The sequence below is a fragment of the Neisseria sp. P0009.S010 genome (genome assembly GCF_051958545.1).
Lineage (GTDB): Bacteria > Pseudomonadota > Gammaproteobacteria > Burkholderiales > Neisseriaceae > Neisseria > Neisseria subflava_A.
Map to the genome: position 1 here is coordinate 268,313 of NZ_JBQCVH010000002.1, position 18,451 is coordinate 286,763.

Below are 18,451 nucleotides of genomic sequence, written 5' to 3' on the forward strand. Positions count from 1 at the left end.
TCATCACGCTTTTTTTGTTTTCACACGCAAACCACAATCTGCGCCAAATATGCCATCACAACATATCAGCAAGGCCGTCTGAAAACGCGGCTTCGATCTCCATTATTAAAGTGTTAATTTTAGTATTGCAACCCATTACACATCTTAGCGTTTTGCTCATGTTCAGCTAATTGTTGAGGCATAGAATGCATTCATCGTTCAACAACACAGTAGGAAAGAAAATCATGAAACGCATTAACGCTTTTATTTCAAAAAAACTCATCATTGCCGGTATTATTGCTTCAAGTTTGGGCGTTGCCGGTGCGGCAGGTACCATGGCTTTCAAAGAAGGTATGTTTGCAAAGGTTTCCGGCCAGCAAGCAGCCGCAGCAGCGGTAGCAGAAGTGGGCGGCGTCGTTAAAGATGTCGATTACAAATACAAACAACATTTGGGCGGCCGTTACAAAGTAGAAATCTTGAAAGACGGCGTTGAATACGAAGCTTTGGTTGATGCTCAAAACGGCAAAGTATTGGCAGTAGCACAAGATGACGATCAAGACAAACGACACTTTGGTAAACATGATAAGCATCATAAACATGACAATGCTGAGCCCTCTTCATCGCAAAATACAGATTATCAGGCTCCTGCCGATGCTGCACCTGGCACACCTGAAAATGCAACCACTTCCGAGGTAACAAAATCTTAATTTAAACTTTAAAAAAGCCAATGCTGTCTGAAACTTTCAGACGGCATTGGCTTTAATGCAGCATTATTTAAAACACGATTTACATCAAGCCAATCGTTTTCAGACGGCCTTTGTCTCATCTTCGCCGTCTACCCACCCTGCTTCTTTCAATTTCCGCCGTTGCGCGTCATAACGTGCTTTTTCCGCCCAATACATTGTCTGAATACAGGCATCGCCGCACTCGCTGCCGCAACATTCCCATGACTCGGGGAGGACGGGTTCGTCTAACAACGGCTCGCCCAAGATGGCTTCGGCTTTATTCTTCAGGGTCGTATCCATCAGCGATTTCCAAGCGCGCACCGTCAAACTCAATCACTTCGCCGCCGCGTATTTTGGCAGTTTTACGTATTTCGGTTTCGCCGTTGCGCAACACCAGCCCTTCGGCGATAAACGCTTTTGCCTGTCCGCCGCTTTCGGCAAGACCGGCCAATTTCAACAGGTCGCATAAAGCGATGTATTCGTTGTCTTCAAGATAGACGGTTGCTTCCATCATTCAATCCTTTTCAATAATGGCGATATTTTAACATGGCCGTCTGAAAGAAAGCCCCCTTCTGTTTTATTTGCTTTATCCAACCTCATTACATTTGGTTTTCAGACGGCCTTTCGCTGCCAACCCTGCTACAATACGCCTTTTATTGTTCACGCCGATTTTGCCATGACCGAGCCGACCTACATCCCCCTGCGCCTGCATACCGAATTCTCGATTACCGACGGTATGGTGCGGATTAAAAAACTGATTGCCAAAGCGCAGGAATACGGTTTACCTGCTTTGGGCATCAGCGATTTGATGAACGAATTCGGCTTGGTGAAATTCTATAAAGCCTGCCGCGGTGCAGGGATTAAGCCCATCGGCGCGGCAGATGTGTGGATAGGCAATCCGAATGCGTCCGACAAGCCGTTTCGTGCCATGCTGATTATCCGCAACGATGCGGGCTATCTGCGCTTGAGCGAACTTTTGACGGAGGCCTATGTCGGCAAAGACCGCAATATCCATCATGCGGAACTTAATCCCGAATGGCTGGAAAACGGCGACAACAGCGGCTTGATTTGCTTGAGTGGCGCACATTACGGCGAAGTGGGCGTGAATCTTTTGAACAGCAACGAAGACGCAGCGCGTGCGGCGGCGTTGAAATATGCGGCATGGTTTCCCGATGCGTTTTATTTAGAGCTGCAACGCCTACCCGAACGACCCGAATGGGAGGCTTGCGTTTCCGGCAGCGTGAAACTGGCAGAGGAATTGGATTTGCCGGTGGTAGCGACGCATCCGACTCAGTTTATGAGCCGCGACGATTTCAACGCGCACGAGGCGCGGGTGTGCATCGCAGGCGGCTGGGTGCTGACGGACAAGAAACGTCCGCGCGATTTTACGCCGAGCCAGTTTTTCATTCCGCCGGAAACGATGCTGGAACGTTTCGCCGACTTGCCCGAAGCCTTGGAAAACACGGTGGAAATTGCCAAATGCTGCAATCTGCACATCACATTGGGCAAAAACTTCCTACCGCTCTTCCCTACTCCGGACGGTCTGTCGCTGGACGATTATTTGGTGAAGCTGTCCAACGAGGGTTTGCAGGAACGCATGGTTCAGCTTTATCCCGACGAGGCGGAGCGTGCGGCAAAAATGCCGGAATATCAAGAACGTTTGGATTTTGAGCTGAACATCATCATCCAGATGGAATTCCCCGGCTATTTCCTTATTGTACAAGACTTTATCAACTGGGCGAAAACGCACGGCTGTCCGGTCGGGCCGGGCCGTGGTTCGGGTGCAGGCTCGCTGGTGGCGTATTCATTGAAGATTACCGACCTTGATCCGCTCAAATACGCGCTACTGTTTGAACGTTTCTTAAACCCTGAACGCGTCTCCATGCCTGACTTTGACGTTGACTTCTGTCAGGCAAACCGTGGCCGCGTGATTGAATATGTGCGCGAAAAATACGGCGCGGAAGCGGTCAGCCAGATTGTTACCTTCGGCACGATGTCGTCCAAAGCGGTCATCCGCGACGTGGGACGCGTGCTGGAACTGCCGTTTATGCTGTGCGACAAACTGTCCAAGCTGATTCCGTTGGAAGCCAACAAACCCCTGAGTTTGGAAAAAGCCATGGAGGCCGAGCCGCAAATTCAGGAATTAATTGAAGCAGAAGAAGCGGACGAACTGATTACGCTGGCGAAAAAGCTGGAAGACCTGACGCGCGGTCTGGGTATGCACGCGGGTGGCGTGTTAATTGCGCCGGGCAAGATTTCCGATTACAGCCCCGTGTATCAGGCGGACGAATCCGCCTCGCCCGTATCCATGTACGACAAGGGCGACGTGGAAGACGTGGGTTTGGTGAAATTCGACTTTTTGGGTCTGCGCAACCTGACCATTATCGAAATGGCGCAGAACAACATCAAAAGCACCACCGGCGATATCGTCGATGTCGGCAAGATTCCGCTTGACGACCAGGCCGCCTACCAAATCTTCCGCGATGCGAACACCACCGCCGTCTTCCAGTTTGAGTCGACCGGCATGAAAAAAATGCTGAAAACGGCGCATACGACCAAGTTTGAAGAACTCATCGCCTTCGTATCGCTCTACCGTCCCGGCCCGATGGACAACATTCCCGACTTCGTCGCGCGTATGAAAGGCCAAGAATTCCAATACATCCATCCGCTGCTCGAAGGCATCCTCGCGCCGACCTACGGCATTATGGTGTATCAGGAACAAGTGATGCAGGCGGCGCAGATTATCGGCGGTTACTCGCTCGGCGGCGCGGACTTGCTGCGCCGCGCCATGGGTAAGAAAAAGCCTGAAGAAATGGTGAAACACCGCGAAATCTTCGCCGAAGGCGCGGCAAAACAAGGTATTTCGCGCGAAAAATCCGACGAAATCTTCAACTACATGGAAAAATTCGCCGGCTACGGTTTCAACAAATCCCACGCCGCCGCCTACGCCCTGATTTCCTATCAGACCGCATGGCTCAAAGCCCACTATCCCGCCGAATTTATGGCGGCAACCATGTCGTCTGAATTGGACAATACCGACCAGCTCAAACATTTCTACGACGACTGCCGCGCCAACGGCATCGAGTTCCTGCCGCCCGACATCAACGAATCCGACTACCGCTTCACGCCGTATCCGAACATGAAAATCCGCTACGCACTCGGCGCGATTAAAGGCACGGGCGAAGCCGCCGTCGAATCCATCATCGCCGCGCGGCAAAGCGGCGGCAAGTTTACCGGCCTCTTGAACTTCTGCGAGCGCGTCGGCAAAGAACACATGAACCGCCGCACCCTCGAAGCCCTGATACGCGGCGGCGCGTTCGACAGCATCGAACCCAACCGCGCCATGCTCTTGGCGAACATCGACCTTGCCATGAACAACGCCGACCAAAAAGCCGCCAACGCCAATCAGGGCGGGCTTTTCGACATGATGGAAGACGCCATCGAACCGGTGCAGCTCGTCGATGCCCCCATGTGGAGCGAATCGGAAAAACTCGCCGAAGAAAAAACCGTCATCGGCTTCTACCTCTCCGGCCACCCGTTCGGCCCTTATGCCCAAGAAGTCCGCCAAATCGCCCCGACCAAATTAGGCCGTCTGAAACCGCAAGACAGCGTGCGCCTCGCCGGGTTCGTTACCGCCGTGCGCACCATGATGGGCAAACGCGGCAAAATCGCCTTCGTCAGCCTCGAAGATTTGAGCGGACAGATTGAAATCATGGTCAGCGGCCACACGCTGGAAAACTGCGCAGACTACCTCAAATCCGACCAAGTGCTGATTATCGAATCCAAAGTCAGCCGCGACGACTACGGCGGCGGCGACGGACTGCGCATCATGGCAAACCAAGTCATGACCCTGCAAATGGCGCGCGAACGCTACGCCCGCAGCCTCAGCCTCGCCCTCGCCCCCGGCCACGACATCACGCGCCTCGCCGCCATCCTCACTACACACCGCCTGCCCGACACGTCGCACATCCCGCTGCAACTATCGTACAGCAACGGCAAAGCATCGGGTAAATTGAAAATTGCGCCCAAATGGATTGTAACGCCAAGCACCGCCTTGTTTGACGAACTGGAAACATTGCTCGGCAGCAGGGCAGTTCGTGTGAATTGGTAAGACTAAAGGCCGTCTGAAACTACACGTTCAGACGGCCTTTAATTTAAAAAGCGCTTTAAAAACATAAATCAAATACGGATTGAGGCTTTCAGACGACCTTATTGTATAGAGAGATTATCTGAAAAGTTTATTGCAAGAGACTTTGGCTAATAGGAAAAGATAGCCCACAAAAAAAGGGGGGGGGAAAATACACCCCCTTTTTCTATAGAAGCCCCATATCAAAGGCCGTCTGAAAAACAGTTTTATTTAACGATTTCAACCGGGCCGTGGTCGTCGCAGTGATCGCCGTGTTGGTGATGCAGACGGCCGTTGACGATGTAGTCGACGTGATCGCCGTGCGGTACAGCTTCGTGGCCGCAACCTTCGCCGTGAATGTGGCCGTGGCAGGTGTCAACCGGATGGCAGCCGTCAGGGTTGGTTTTATTGACACTCAGAGCATGCTCGTCGTAGTGGCCGTTGTGCTCATGGTGCAGGTGGCCGTCGTGCAGATAATCGACGTGGCCTTCGTGTTGGATGGCAGTGTGGCCGCAGTTTGCGCCGTGAACGTGGTCATGATGTTCGTGGGTTTTGCAGGTCATTTTTTCTCTCCTAATGTTCAGTGAATAGCAATCTTTCGCGATTGATTCTTTCATTTTATCTTTTTTTGATACAAACGTAAAAAATTTTACAGTTATTAATATATTGTTACGATATATCATCTGTTGATATATAAGCCTATTTTATTTTTCAGACGGCCTTTCATCTATAATTCATTTATTTTCAGCGAGAACTTCAAACCCTTCCGGCAATGTAAAATATCGAATTTTTCAGCCGTAACAGGTAACATGGAAACAAAGGGATGGGTTCTTCAAACAAACAGGTACTGCAATGGGAAAACAAGCCAGACTTTATATGGTTCGCAGCACGCAAGGTGCGCTTTATGATGTATTTTTTGAACGCGGTGTGGCGGCGTTGGCCTGGCCCATGCTGGCCGAAGCGGCGGCCAAGGGTTTTGGCCGTGAGAAACTGACGGATATTTACCGTTCGGCCGTGCCGGATGTGAAATTGAGAACAGCGCAATCGGGTGCGGCTCAGATGTGGCGGTTTTCCAACGAGTTGGCCGATGGAGATGCCGTACTGACCTACTCGCCTGCCCTGCGCCGTTATCGGATCGGCAGGATTACAGGCGGCGCAGTACATTGTCCGCAATGGGACGATGAGAAAATGTCGCTGGTGCGGCCTGTTGAGTGGCTGGGCGAAGTATGCCGTGATGATTTGAGCGTGGCAGCACAACGGGCTTTGGGTAGCGTGGCAACTTTGTTTGCAGTATCGGAAGTGTGTGCGGCAGAAATTTTTGAACGCGTGGGTTTTCAGACGGCCTAAAAAGGGAAAGGAAACAGCATTATGTGGAACACCATACAGGAATGGCTGAATGCTTTGCCTGTCAGTGAAGAAATCATCAAATCGGCTTTGATGTCGATGGTGATGATTGTGGCCGTCATTGCCGGGCGCAGCATTTTGCTCTCGGCTCATTTTCGCAGCCATCCGGATTTGAGCATCGAAAACAAACGCCGTTCGCTGGTGGTCAGTCGCAACATCACCATGCTGCTGCTCTTGTTCGGGCTGGCGATGATTTGGGCGGCGCAGATTCAAACTTTGGCGTTGTCGATGTTTGCGGTAGCTGCGGCAATTGTGGTGGCGACCAAAGAATTGATTATGTGTTTGTCCGGCAGCATCCTGCGCTCGGTAACCAAACAATATTCCATCGGCGACTACATCGAAATCAACGGCCTGCGCGGACGGGTGGTCGATATCAATATGCTGAACACGCTGATGATGCAAATCGGCCCCAATCCGTTGATTGGCCAGCTTTCCGGCAAAACACTCTCGTTTCCCAACAGCCTGCTTCTGAGCCACACCGTGCGCCGCGACAATATTTTGGGCGATTATGTAATTCATACGGTGGAAATTCCCGTACCGATTCATTTGGATTCGGACGAAATCATCGGCCGTCTGAAAGATGTTCTTGAGCCATTGTGCGAGCCTTATGTCCCTGCCATCAAGCAGCATTTGGAAAACGTGCAAACCCAAAAATTGTTTATCACGCCCGCCGCCCAGCCGCGTGTATCCCGTGTGCCACATGATGACAAGGTGTATAACATCATCGTGCGCTTTGCCTCGCCCGTAGCCAAACGCTTGGAAATCCAACAGGCGGTTTTGGACGAATTCTTACGCACGCAATGCCAATTAATCAATAAATTAAAATAGTCCAGTTTATATATACTATCAAATCACTTACAATACCCAAATTTATAATCAACAATAAGGAAAACTCATGTTGCCCGAATCAGCCCTTGCCGAAATGTACCCTGTAATCATGACCCCCAGCCATGACGGCAAATATTTCCACAACTACACCCTCTCACTTCTGAACATCGTCCACACCAATGCCGCACACGGCCTACCGCTTCAAGTGATGATGCAGCGCGGCGAAAGCCTGATTACGCGCGCGCGCAACAACTGCGTGGCCACATTCTTAGAAAACAAAGAATGGACGCATTTATTTTGGATTGACTCCGACATCGGCTTCTCTCCCGATTCATTCTACCGTCTGCTTTTGGCCGACAAAGACGTTGTGGCAGGCATTTACCCGCTCAAACGCGACAACTGGCCTGAAGAAGGTGTTCCGGCCGGCACGACTCAAGCCGACTTCGAGCGCATGTACACTTCTTATACCGTCAACACCAGCGAAAAAAATGAAAACGGTGAAATCGTACTGAAAGTCGATGAAGACGGTTTTATGAAAGTCCATGACGCGCCAACCGGCTTTATGGTTATCAAGCGCAGCGTATTTGAAAAAATGATGGCAGCCTACCCCGAGTTGAACTACATCTCCGACAGTGACTACAACAGAGAAGACAAAGGCCTACACTACCGCTTCTTCGACTGCATGGTTGATCCGAAAAGCAAACGCTACCTGTCCGAAGATTACACCTTCTGCCACCTCTGGCGTCAAATCGGCGGCGAAGTGTACGTCGATGTACAATCCAACCTGACCCACCAAGGTGCAAAAGTGTATCGCGGCTCGTTTGCCGAATCCCTGCAAACCAATGTTGCCAATGCCGTATTTGCCCCGAAAGGCACACCAATGCGCCTCGAACTGGCTGCGCCATTGCACGCCAATCCGCGCGGCGCAGAATAAAATTGGCCGACAGGCAGACAAGACACTTTAATTCTATCTGTCTGCCACCATATAACGCCTATCGTTTTCTTTTCAGACGGCCACAAGGCCGTCTGAATCCATCTTATTCAGGAGAAACCATATGAGCGACAACGTCCTGCTCCACTTGGGCGAAGAACCCCGTTTCGACCAAATCAAAACCGAAGACATCAAACCCGCCCTGCAAACCGCCATTGCCGAAGCACGCGAACAAATCGCCGCCATCAAAGCGCAAACGCACACCGACTGGGCCAACACCGTCGAAAAACTGACTGACATTACCGAACGCGTCGGCCGCATTTGGAGCGTGGTTTCCCATCTCAATTCCGTGGTCGATACGCCCGAGCTGCGTGCCGTATACAACGAATTGATGCCTGAAATCACCATTTTCTTTACCGAAATCGGTCAAGACATCGAGTTGTACAACCGCTTCAAAATCATCAAAAATTCTGCCGAATTCGACACCCTCTCCCCTGCGCAGCAAACCAAGCTCAACCACGACTTGCGCGATTTCGTCCTCAGCGGTGCCGAATTACCGCCCGAACAGCAGGCAGAACTGGCGCAACTGCAAACCGAAGGCGCGCAACTGGGTGCCAAATTCGCACAAAACGTCCAAGACGCGACCGACGCTTTCGGCATTTACTTTGACGATGCCGCGCCGCTTGCCGGCATTCCTGAAGACTCCATCGCCATGTTTGCCGCCGCCGCGCAAAGCGAAGGCAAAACAGGCTACAAAATCGGCCTGCAGATTCCGCACTACCTCGCCGTTATCCAATACGCCGACAACCGCGAATTGCGCGAACAAATCTACCGCGCCTACGTTACCCGTGCCAGCGAATTGTCTGACGAAGGCAAATTCGACAACACGGCCAACGTCGAACAAACGCTTGCAAACGCGCTGAAAACCGCCAAACTGCTCGGCTTCAAAACCTACGCCGAGCTGTCACTGGCAACCAAAATGGCGGATACGCCCGAACAGGTTCTAAACTTCCTGCACGACCTTGCCCGCCGCGCAAAACCATTTGCCGAAAAAGACTTTGCCGAAATCAAAGCCTTTGCACGCGAGAGCCTGAATATCGAAGATCCGCAATCTTGGGATTTGAGCTACGCCGCCGAAAAACTGCGCCAAGCCAAATACGCCTTCAGCGAAACCGAAGTGAAAAAATACTTCCCTATCAGCAAAGTATTGGCAGGCCTGTTTGCCCAAATCAAAAAACTCTACGGCATCGAGCTGGCTGAAAAAACCGTCCCCGTTTGGCACAAAGACGTGCGCTATTTCGAGCTGAAACAAGACGGCCAAACCATCGGCGGCATTTACATGGACTTGTACGCACGCGAAGGCAAACGCGGCGGCGCATGGATGGACGGCTACAAAAGCCGCCGCCGTTTCGCCGACGGTACGCTGCAACTGCCGACTGCCTACCTCGTCTGCAACTTTACCCCGCCGGTCGGCGACAAAGAGGCGCGTTTGAGCCACGACGAAATCATCACCCTCTTCCACGAAACCGGCCACGGCCTGCACCACTTGTTGACCCAAGTTGACGAAGTGGGCGTATCCGGCATCAACGGCGTCGAATGGGACGCGGTCGAGCTGCCTAGCCAATTCATGGAAAACTTCGTTTGGGAATACGACGTATTGGCGCAAATGTCCTCGCACGAAGAAACCGGCGCGGTATTGCCGAAAGAGCTGTTCAACAAAATGCACGCGGCCAAAAACTTCCAACGCGGTATGTTCCTCGTCCGTCAAATGGAATTTGCCCTCTTCGACATGGAAATCTATCATCAGGAAGATGAAGGCCGTCTGAAAGAATGGCCGCAAATCTTGGACAAAGTGCGTCAAGAAGTCGCCGTGACCCAACCGCCGGCATACAACCGCTTTGCCTTGAGCTTCAGCCACATCTTCGCCGGCGGCTACTCCGCAGGCTATTACAGCTACGCATGGGCGGAAGTTTTGAGTGCAGACGCTTACGCAGCGTTTGAAGAAAGCGACGATGTGGCCGAAACCGGCCGCCGCTTCTGGAAAGAAATACTGGCCGTCGGCGGTTCGCGCAGTGCAGCCGAATCCTTCAAAGCCTTCCGCGGCCGCGAACCAAGCCTGGATGCCCTGCTCCGCCACAGCGGTTTCGACAACGCAGCTTGATTTGAAAATCCGCCGTTTTAATTGCTGATTCAACACCAAAGGCCGTCTGAAATGTTTCAGACGGCCTTTTTATAATCCATTCAATATGTTCAGCAAAACAAATAATAAAAATATTCAGCCGATAAAACCACTCAGCGCAGAACGCCGCAACGATTGCCAAGCTCAATATTTTCCCAATGCGGACAAGCCGCCCATAAAAACAGGGCATGTTCCCATGCCCTATCATTTGAATTTCAGACGGCCTTTCGGTTGTCAAAACTTATTAGGAACAATAAGTACACCCTGTCCCTAACAAGATTTTCGAGAAAACAGAAGTCCAGATTTCAAACTTCTATCTCCCCCTCCCATCGCTAAAATTAGTTTTTACCCTTTTTATCGCCGGCGTCCAAGCGCATATTGATAAATTCCATCATCAAATCTTTTTTCGTCCAGAAAAAGGTTTTCATTTTTTCCAAAGAATAGATTTTCCGAATCATCGCCGGCAATCCTGCGTGAACGATGGCCGCGACTTCGCCATTGGTTGTTTCGTTGTCCATGGCGGCTTTGAGGTTTAGATTGTGCGTATTTAGGTAGTTGCTAAGCGCTTTCCTGACGCTGTTGCTGATTTCGAATTGTTTCATGTTTTCCGTCCATAATGTTTTTATAATTAAATAGCATAGGATTTTAACAAGTTTTTTGCATCGTGCATATCCCAACTTGCATATTATTGCGAAATTTACAATTTGGTTTTTGGGTAAAATCATGCCTACAACACATTGTTGCGACGCACCCTGTCGGATTGTTTTGACTATTTTGTTTTGGCTCAGGCCGCATTGCGGATAAAATAACGGTTTTAGGTGTTGAGGCCGTCTGAAATGTATTTGTGGTTTAAGCTGCTGCATGCGTTTTTTGTGATTTCTTGGTTTGCGGGACTGTTTTATCTGCCGCGGATTTATGTGAATCTGGCACAATTGGAACCCGGCAGCGTGGAATATGTACGGCTGACGGATATGTCGCGGCGGCTGTACCGCTTTATGTCGCCTTTGGGCTGGGGAACACTGATATTTGGCGCGGCCATCGGGTTTGTAAACAATTGGTGGGGCAACGGCTGGCTGGCGGTTAAATTATTGTGCGGCCTGCTGCTCTTGGCCTACCAGCTTTATTGCGGCCTGCTGCTGCGCCGTTTCCAGAACGGCAGCAATGTGTATTCGCACCGCTGGTATCGGGTATTCAACGAACTCCCCGTATTGATGATGGTGGCCGCGCTTTATATGGTGGTTTTCAAGCCGTTTTAATCTTCAGACGGCCTGTTTGGTAAATAAGGAAAGAATTCATGACGGTCGAAATCGAACGCCGCTTTTTGCTGGCGGATGACAGTTGGCGCGAAGCGGCAAGCGAGCCGCTGGTGTTGCAACAGGGCTATCTGAGCGTGGAAAAAGAGTGCACCATCCGCGTGCGGATTATCGGTTCGCAAGCCTGGCTGACCCTGAAAGGCTATATTTCCGACATGACGCGCAGCGAGTTTGAATACGAAATTCCGCTGGCTCACGCGCAGGCGATGATGGCGGACATGTGCCCGTTTAAAATGGAAAAATACCGCTATCGGGTCGAATTTAAAGGCTTTGTGTATGAAATCGACGAATATTTCGGCGACAATGCACCATTGATTGTGGCGGAAATCGAATTGCCGTCTGAAGATACCGAGTTTCCCAAACCGTCTTGGCTGGGCAAGGAAATCACGGCAGACGGTAAATTCACCAATGCGTATTTGAGCAAACATCCGTATTCGTCTTGGACGGAATAAGAGTGACAACCTCTCTGCACATACAAAAAAGGCATGTATCGCACATGCCTTTTTTCTTTTCAGACGGCCTGATTTGCCTTACCGATATTTGAATCAAGCTGCTTTCGGCATACTGTTTCAAATATTGGGCAAGCCCGTGTGTTTTATCAGTTGAACCTTACGCCGGACGGCAGGCCACCATGTAATTGACTTCGGTCGAATCGCACAGGGAATAACGGCCGCTCAATAAATTGTAGGTCATGCCCTTGCTGCCGACGGTATCCAATCCGGCTTGGCGGCACATGCGTGCGAGTTCTGCCGGCGTGATGAATTTTTTCCAGTCGTGCGTGCCTTTGGGGACGAATTTCAACAGATATTCCGCGCCGACAATCAGATGCAGATAAGATTTGGGATTGCGGTTGATGGTGGAGAAAAACACCATGCCGTCGGGTTTGACCAGTTTCGCGCAAGCTTGAACGATGGCGGCCGGATCGGGAACGTGTTCCATCATTTCCATACACGTTACCACATCGAAGCTGTGCGGCTGCTCAGCGGCGAGGTCTTCAACGCGGATGCAGCGGTAATCGATATTGGCAACGTGTTGAGCGGCCGCATGGGCAGCGGCGGTTTGCAGGGATTTTTCTGCCATATCGATGCCGGTAACGTGTTCTGCACCGCGTTTGGCCATGCTTTCCGACAAAATACCGCCGCCGCAGCCTACATCCAGCACGCGTTTGCCTGCCAATCCGGCATAGCCGTCGATATAGTCGAGGCGTAAGGGGTTGATGTCATGCAGGGGCTTGAATTCGCCGTTTTTATCCCACCATTTATCGGCGATTTGGCTGAACTTGGCGATTTCGCCGGCATCTACGTTGTCGTGTTGATTGCTCATGGTTTGCTCCTGCATAAAATAATTCGCCTGATTTTAGCCGATTGTGCTTCAAAATAAAATGTTTCAGACGGCCTTTGCCTGTTTATCGGCCCTATTTCAACTTTCACCCGTCTGCCCATAAAAAACGCACCTTGTGGCAAGGTGCGTTTCAATCTGCATGATTTAGAATTTAGCGCCGGATTCGTTGGCCATGTAGTCAACTGCGGCTTTCACTTCGTCGTCGCTTAAGCTGCCGTTGCCGCCTTTGGCAGGCATGGAATTGAAGCCTTCGAGGGCGTGTTTGTACAAGGTGTCTTTGCCTTGTTTAATGCGAGGCGCCCAGTCTTCTTTTTTGCCTACGGCCGGAGCGCCGGGAATCAAGCCGCTGTGACATGCTTTACAGTTCGCTTCAAAAACAGCTTTGCCGTCCACTTTGGCGGATTCAGCAGGCTTGGCCTCAGCGGCAGGCGCTTCGGCTTTCTCTTCAGGCTTGGCAGCTTCTTCAGGTTTAGCGGCTTCCTCTGCTTTGCTGGCAGCGACTTCGGCTTTATCGGCAGCCTCTTGAGCGGCAGACGCAGCAGTATCAGCAGCAGAAGCAACTTCGTTTTTAACTTCAGATGCAACGGCTTGAGCAGCCTCTTGAGTCTCCTGTTTAGCCTCTTGGGAACAAGCTGTCAAACCAGCCATCATCATTACGGCAATCAGTAATTTGTTCATGTTCTGTCTTTCCTTAGTTTTAGTTTAAATCACTGTTTTATATAAACAGCTTAAAAATTCTAGCATAGAAACTAATCCGTTCGACCTAGACTATAATAAATATTGGTATAAATCAGATTTTGTCACAAAAACAGGAAAAACATATTGACACCACACCTCTACTCAGATAGAAATTTACGCCCATTTGTCATTTAACGTAATAATTTTCATTATATTGTTCAAACAGTTATCTACCAATTTTTAAAGTTTCTTTTTAAATTCAACTTTTTACAAACTTTCCAGATAATACAATAAGCATTAAAACACCTCTTATCCCAAAAAGGCCGTCTGAACCCCGATCAGGTTTCAGACGGCCTTTTTGAATCATGTTAATAAACATTTGCCGCTTGGCCATGCAAAAGACACCAGCAGGCTTACCTATTTATGTGGTTATTCATATCCCGACTACAATTTAATCTATTGCCGCCATTAACCTTTTGCCAATGTTTCAGCTTCCGCCCACAATCCCCGCTTCTGCTCTGCCGTCAATTTCTTAATGCCGAGTTCCCGTTTCAGCGCTTCACTTTTGCTCAGGCCGTCTGAAACAATGCGCATCTCGACAGGCTTGTTCAACCGCGTGTATTTCGCGCCGTTTCCTGACAAATGCGCCGCAAACCGCTCTTGCGGACGGTTGCTGATGCCGCAATAAAACGCGCCGTTTTCGCACAAAATCAGGTAAACGCTCCAATTTTCCGCGTTCATAAATTCCCTTCCTTGGCAAAACTCTCGGTAAAAATGCGCACGGCAGCCTCGGTTTTGGCAGACTGCACACGATAAGGCGTTACCAAATAAAGGCTGACCGGTGGTAATGTCCATTCAGGCAAAACCGCTTTCAGACGGCCTTGTGCAATTTTCTCCCTTACTTCGCCGCACATCTGCAAAGACAAACCGAAACCACTTTCGGTCAGATTGCACACGGCGGCAAGATGCGTACAGGCAATGCTGTCGGCGATGTCGAGGAAATAGCTTTCTTCACCATTTTGCAAGGTCGTGCGGACAGGTAAAAGATGCAGCCAGCGGTGTGCATGAAGCTGAGAGGGATGGGTAATGGGCGGATGCCGGTCAAGATAATCCGGCGCGGCGCAAATGATGTACGGCCAAGTCACGAGATGGCGCGCGACCAAATTGGGATCGTCCAAAGCGCGGTCGCCGCCGCGTATGGCGATGTCGGTCTGATTGTGTTGCAGGTCGTCCAAAGTATAGCTGAAATTAAGGACGGGGCGGATTTTGGGAAACTCGGTTTGCAATCGTGAAAAGGCCGTCTGAAAAGCGCGGGATTCGATGACCGTAGAAGTCAGGGAAATGCGCAATTCGCCGACAGGTTCGGTTTTCAGATTGTCGATAACGGTACGCGTATCGGCAAGGGTGGCGGCGAGACGGCGGCAGTATTCGCCCAAGGCGCGGCCGGCATCGGTAGGCGCAAGGCTGCGCGTGCTGCGGTTTAACAGCTTGATGCCGTGCAGGGTTTCGAGGCGATTGATGTGCTGGCTGACAGCAGACGGGGTCATGCCCAGCGCGGCAGCGGCGGCATTCATGCTGCCATGTTCGAGGACAGTAGCGAAAACAAGCAGGGGTTTGATGTCTTGCATTTAGAAATAATTGTTTAGTTTAACTTCACAATAATAACAGTAAATCAGGGATTATCAAGCATTTCAGACGGCCTTACAATGCACTCATCTAATCAATCACATCCCCACAAGGAGTTAAATATGAAAATCGCAGTTATCGGTGCAACAGGTTATGTCGGCAACGCAGTCGTTCAAGAATTAGCAGGCCGCGGTCATAAAGTAACCGCTTTCGCCCGCAACACAGACAAAGTGTTCCAAGCGCAAAATGTTGCCGCAGTCTCCGCAGATGTCAATGCAGCCGATTTTGCCGACAAACTGGCCGGTTTTGATGCCGTAGTCAGCGCGTTCAACCCGGGCTGGACCAATCCCAACATCGGCGCGGATTTCACACACGGCGCAAACAGCATTGTCGAAGCAGCAAAAGCAGCGCAAGTGCCTTATTTATTGCTCGTCGGCGGCGCGGGCAGCCTGTATGTGGCACCCGGTTTGCAAGTTATCGATACGCCCGACTTCCCGAAAGAAATTTTCGACGGCGCCAATGCCGCACGCCATCTCTTGGCAGAACTCCTGCCGCGCCGCGATGTGAACTGGTCTTTCGTTTCCCCTCCGGCACGACTGGGCGCGGACGGCGGTTTCAGCGAAGACAAAACCGGCAAATACCGCTTGGGCAAAGACGATTTGCTGATGGACGGTGAAATTCCGGCAGGCATCAGCGTGGCCGATTTGGCAGTCGCCATCGCCGACGATGCGGAAAACAAAGCGCATTTGTTTGAACGCTTTACTGTCGCCGCCGTTTAATCATCTTAATTTAAAGGCCGTCTGAAACCCAAAGTTTCAGACGGCCTTTTCATATTCGGATTGATAGAAATAAATATTTAATTACAATTTTGCTATAGCAAACATAACTAACTTCCGATATTTCAAGGCTTCCAACCTCGTCAGTCCCACCTGCGCGGAAATGACGGCAATAGGTATTGCGTATCGAAAATAAAGTAATTGGGCTATATAAAACAAAAACCACCGTTTCCACCCACCTCAAACGGCAGGCGGTTTTAATTCAATTTGATTTTTCGAGCCACCACCAATTTCGTTATCTATAAAATCATTGAATTGTTGACGGAACTCCATTGGTCGTGCGATATAAGGAATCGGAGCATGACTGCCGCCCGTCCCTCTGACCACTACGGAGCCATAATTGAAAATCCTGCCCCAAAAACCTTGATTTACCGAAATACTTTCGATACGGTTGATATTTATCTCAATTGTTTGCCGGCGGATAAAGCCAAACTTAGCGATAACCCTTTTGTTAGTTAAAGCAAGCTCGGTTGTCATTACATTCAATACCGCGAACACTATAAATACGATACCGATTACCCACATCAACAGCAGGATACCGAAAAAAATCCTCCAGAATTGGGAAAACCACGATACTTGCGCTTTATAAACAATACGTTCACCTCGCCCTAAAGAGCTTTCAATATAACTTGTCATTTAACATTCTCCACATTAGGTATTTTCCAAAAATACGGATTATAATCCGTGGATAAATAGGCGTCAAAATTGGATATTTTGAGATTTGTGAAGACAAATCTCATGAGTAAAATCAGTGTTTTGATAGGTATAAAAATCCGAGAAATCCGCAAACAGTCCAATATCAACCAAGAAAGCTTAGCCTTACTTGCCGATATAGACAGAAGCTATATGGGTAGAATAGAAAGGGGGGAGGTCAACATAACGGTTGATAAACTATATCAACTGTCTTCTGCTTTAAACTGTTCCGTACACGACTTACTACCGGATGATTTGGAAATTAAAAATACCTGAACCGTTTAAGTAGTCCGCCCACATTGCCAATCTGCTAAAAAGGTCGTCTGAAACCCCAAAACCCAAAGTTTCAGACGGCCTTTTGCTATAATACGCACATTAAATTTACCTATACGCGAGTTCTCATGTCCGTAACCCAACCCACCATCGCCGCCATCGCCACCGCACCCGGACGCGGTGGAGTCGGCGTGATCCGCCTTTCCGGCAAAAACCTGCTGCCTTTGGCGCAAACCCTCAGCGGCGGCAAAACGCCCAAGCCGCGCACCGCGCTTTACACCGACTTTCTCGGCGGCGACGGACAGCCGATAGACAACGGCATCCTGCTCTACTTCGCCGCGCCAGCCAGCTTTACCGGCGAAGACGTGATTGAGTTGCAGGGACACGGTGGCCCCGTCGTGATGGACATGTTGCTCTCGCGCTGCCTCGAACTGGGTGCGCGCATGGCGGAGCCGGGCGAATTTACCAAACGCGCCTTCCTCAACAACAAACTCGACCTTGCACAAGCCGAAAGCGTCGCCGACCTCATCGACGCCTCCAGCAAGTCTGCCGCACGTATGGCGTTGCGTTCGCTCAAAGGCGCATTTTCCCGACACATACACGAGCTGGTAGACGACCTTATTACTTTGCGGATGCTGGTCGAAGCCACGCTGGACTTCCCCGAAGAAGACATCGACTTTCTCGAAGCCGCCGACGCGCGCGGCAAGCTCCAAGCCCTGCAAGGCCGTCTGGAAACCGTGCTTGCCAGTGCGGAACAAGGCGCGATTTTGCGCGAAGGCATGAACGTCGTCCTCGTCGGCGCGCCCAACGTCGGCAAATCCAGCCTGCTCAACGCCTTGGCTGGCGACGACATCGCCATCGTAACCGACATCGCCGGCACCACCCGCGACACCGTGCGCGAACAAATCACCCTCGACGGCGTGCCCGTCCACATCATCGACACCGCCGGTCTGCGCGAAACCGACGACGTGGTCGAACAAATCGGCATCGAGCGCAGCCGCAAAGCCGTCTCCGAAGCCGATGTCGCCCTGATTCTGATTGACCCGCGCGAAGGCTTGAACGCCAAAACCCAAGCCATTTTGAACAGCCTGCCCGAAGGTTTGAAAAAAATCGAAATCCACAACAAAGCCGACCTGACCGGCGAACCTGTCGCCGTCCGTTCAGACGGCCTCGCGCAAACCGGCGCGGAAAGTGTCATCAGCCTGTCCGCCAAAACCGGCGCGGGTCTTGACTTACTCAAACACGCGCTGTTGCAGGAAGTCGGCTGGCAGGGCGAAAGCGAAAGCCTGTTCCTCGCCCGCAGCCGCCACCTCAACGCCCTGCACGAAGCCGAAGCCGAGCTGGAAAACGCCGCCCTCTGCGACAACAACCAAATCGAGCTTTTCGCCGAACACCTGCGCCTCGCCCAAAACGCGTGCAGCGAAATCACAGGCGAATTTACCGCCGACGATTTGCTGGGCGTGATTTTCTCGCGCTTCTGTATCGGCAAATAAAACGGTTTGCCATCAAATACAAAGGC

The 18,451-nt window shown here is 50.9% G+C and carries 20 protein-coding genes; 11 read left to right on the forward strand and 9 right to left on the reverse strand.

Features of this window, described 5'->3' with window-relative positions:
- Positions 1 to 224: 224 nt before the first annotated feature.
- A complete protein-coding gene (locus ACTHSN_RS03035; protein WP_225905463.1) occupies positions 225 to 686 on the forward strand; it encodes a PepSY domain-containing protein in 462 nt (153 codons plus the stop codon).
- Positions 687 to 785: 99 nt separating this feature from the next.
- Here ACTHSN_RS03035 and ACTHSN_RS03040 read toward each other — a convergent pair whose 3' ends face one another.
- The gene (locus ACTHSN_RS03040; protein WP_107769117.1) at positions 786 to 1,004 is read right to left on the reverse strand and encodes a hypothetical protein; all 219 of its coding nucleotides are present in this window, start codon (positions 1,002 to 1,004) and stop codon (positions 786 to 788) included.
- Positions 982 to 1,215 (reverse strand): RNA-binding S4 domain-containing protein, encoded by a 234-nt coding sequence (locus tag ACTHSN_RS03045; protein ID WP_025458008.1) that lies wholly within the window; start codon positions 1,213 to 1,215, stop codon positions 982 to 984. Before ACTHSN_RS03045 ends, ACTHSN_RS03040 begins: the two co-directional genes overlap by 23 nt.
- A gap of 165 nt (positions 1,216 to 1,380) precedes the next feature.
- Here ACTHSN_RS03045 and dnaE point away from each other — a divergent pair, with 165 nt between their 5' ends.
- Positions 1,381 to 4,815, forward strand: a complete 3,435-nt coding sequence (gene dnaE / locus ACTHSN_RS03050; protein WP_107810924.1) for a DNA polymerase III subunit alpha — start codon at positions 1,381 to 1,383, stop codon at positions 4,813 to 4,815.
- A gap of 242 nt (positions 4,816 to 5,057) precedes the next feature.
- Here the strand turns inward: dnaE and ACTHSN_RS03055 are convergent, their stop codons facing one another.
- Positions 5,058 to 5,393 carry a hypothetical protein gene (locus ACTHSN_RS03055; protein ID WP_070460500.1) on the reverse strand — a complete coding sequence of 112 codons (336 nt, stop codon included), beginning with the start codon at positions 5,391 to 5,393 and terminating at the stop codon, positions 5,058 to 5,060.
- A 289-nt stretch (positions 5,394 to 5,682) separates the two neighbouring features.
- Between ACTHSN_RS03055 and ACTHSN_RS03060 the strand changes: the two genes are divergently transcribed.
- The 4 genes from ACTHSN_RS03060 to ACTHSN_RS03075 all read left to right on the forward strand — a co-directional run bounded on the left by ACTHSN_RS03060 (position 5,683) and on the right by ACTHSN_RS03075 (position 10,154).
- Positions 5,683 to 6,177: a restriction endonuclease gene (locus ACTHSN_RS03060; protein WP_070460502.1), complete on the forward strand. Its 495-nt coding sequence runs from the start codon at positions 5,683 to 5,685 to the stop codon at positions 6,175 to 6,177.
- A gap of 21 nt (positions 6,178 to 6,198) precedes the next feature.
- Positions 6,199 to 7,062 (forward strand): mechanosensitive ion channel family protein, encoded by an 864-nt coding sequence (locus ACTHSN_RS03065; RefSeq protein ID WP_070460504.1) that lies wholly within the window; start codon positions 6,199 to 6,201, stop codon positions 7,060 to 7,062.
- Between the two features lie 67 nt (positions 7,063 to 7,129).
- Complete coding sequence (locus ACTHSN_RS03070) at positions 7,130 to 7,996, forward strand: hypothetical protein (protein ID WP_219088989.1); 867 nt, start codon at positions 7,130 to 7,132, stop codon at positions 7,994 to 7,996.
- Positions 7,997 to 8,117: 121 nt separating this feature from the next.
- Entirely contained in the window at positions 8,118 to 10,154 is a 2,037-nt protein-coding gene (locus ACTHSN_RS03075; RefSeq protein WP_107792231.1) for a M3 family metallopeptidase, read from the forward strand.
- Between the two features lie 356 nt (positions 10,155 to 10,510).
- Here ACTHSN_RS03075 and ACTHSN_RS03080 read toward each other — a convergent pair whose 3' ends face one another.
- Positions 10,511 to 10,774 carry a hypothetical protein gene (locus ACTHSN_RS03080; RefSeq protein ID WP_070460509.1) on the reverse strand — a complete coding sequence of 88 codons (264 nt, stop codon included), beginning with the start codon at positions 10,772 to 10,774 and terminating at the stop codon, positions 10,511 to 10,513.
- Between the two features lie 234 nt (positions 10,775 to 11,008).
- On the opposite strand from ACTHSN_RS03080, the gene ACTHSN_RS03085 reads away from it, so the two are divergent.
- Entirely contained in the window at positions 11,009 to 11,428 is a 420-nt protein-coding gene (locus ACTHSN_RS03085) for a CopD family protein (RefSeq protein ID WP_070460511.1), read from the forward strand.
- A 38-nt stretch (positions 11,429 to 11,466) separates the two neighbouring features.
- Positions 11,467 to 11,937: a CYTH domain-containing protein gene (locus tag ACTHSN_RS03090; protein WP_070460513.1), complete on the forward strand. Its 471-nt coding sequence runs from the start codon at positions 11,467 to 11,469 to the stop codon at positions 11,935 to 11,937.
- Positions 11,938 to 12,094: 157 nt separating this feature from the next.
- Here ACTHSN_RS03090 and ubiG read toward each other — a convergent pair whose 3' ends face one another.
- From ubiG to ACTHSN_RS03110, 4 genes are all read right to left on the reverse strand, one after another.
- Entirely contained in the window at positions 12,095 to 12,808 is a 714-nt protein-coding gene (gene ubiG / locus ACTHSN_RS03095; RefSeq protein ID WP_049333599.1) for a bifunctional 2-polyprenyl-6-hydroxyphenol methylase/3-demethylubiquinol 3-O-methyltransferase UbiG, read from the reverse strand.
- A gap of 162 nt (positions 12,809 to 12,970) precedes the next feature.
- Positions 12,971 to 13,504, reverse strand: coding sequence for a c-type cytochrome (locus ACTHSN_RS03100; protein WP_440365064.1), 534 nt, complete (start codon positions 13,502 to 13,504; stop codon positions 12,971 to 12,973).
- Between the two features lie 468 nt (positions 13,505 to 13,972).
- Positions 13,973 to 14,245, reverse strand: coding sequence for a GIY-YIG nuclease family protein (locus ACTHSN_RS03105; RefSeq protein WP_440365065.1), 273 nt, complete (start codon positions 14,243 to 14,245; stop codon positions 13,973 to 13,975).
- Complete coding sequence (locus ACTHSN_RS03110; RefSeq protein ID WP_440365066.1) at positions 14,242 to 15,132, reverse strand: LysR family transcriptional regulator; 891 nt, start codon at positions 15,130 to 15,132, stop codon at positions 14,242 to 14,244. Before ACTHSN_RS03110 ends, ACTHSN_RS03105 begins: the two co-directional genes overlap by 4 nt.
- 120 nt (positions 15,133 to 15,252) lie before the next feature.
- Here ACTHSN_RS03110 and ACTHSN_RS03115 point away from each other — a divergent pair, with 120 nt between their 5' ends.
- A complete protein-coding gene (locus tag ACTHSN_RS03115) occupies positions 15,253 to 15,909 on the forward strand; it encodes an NAD(P)-dependent oxidoreductase (RefSeq protein WP_107769107.1) in 657 nt (218 codons plus the stop codon).
- Between the two features lie 237 nt (positions 15,910 to 16,146).
- Here ACTHSN_RS03115 and ACTHSN_RS03120 read toward each other — a convergent pair whose 3' ends face one another.
- Entirely contained in the window at positions 16,147 to 16,602 is a 456-nt protein-coding gene (locus tag ACTHSN_RS03120; protein WP_107769106.1) for a PH domain-containing protein, read from the reverse strand.
- Positions 16,603 to 16,704: 102 nt separating this feature from the next.
- Here ACTHSN_RS03120 and ACTHSN_RS03125 point away from each other — a divergent pair, with 102 nt between their 5' ends.
- Entirely contained in the window at positions 16,705 to 16,935 is a 231-nt protein-coding gene (locus ACTHSN_RS03125; RefSeq protein WP_049344313.1) for a helix-turn-helix domain-containing protein, read from the forward strand.
- A 125-nt stretch (positions 16,936 to 17,060) separates the two neighbouring features.
- The gene (gene mnmE, locus ACTHSN_RS03130) at positions 17,061 to 18,425 is read left to right on the forward strand and encodes a tRNA uridine-5-carboxymethylaminomethyl(34) synthesis GTPase MnmE (RefSeq protein WP_107792232.1); all 1,365 of its coding nucleotides are present in this window, start codon (positions 17,061 to 17,063) and stop codon (positions 18,423 to 18,425) included.
- Positions 18,426 to 18,451 lie beyond the last annotated feature (26 nt).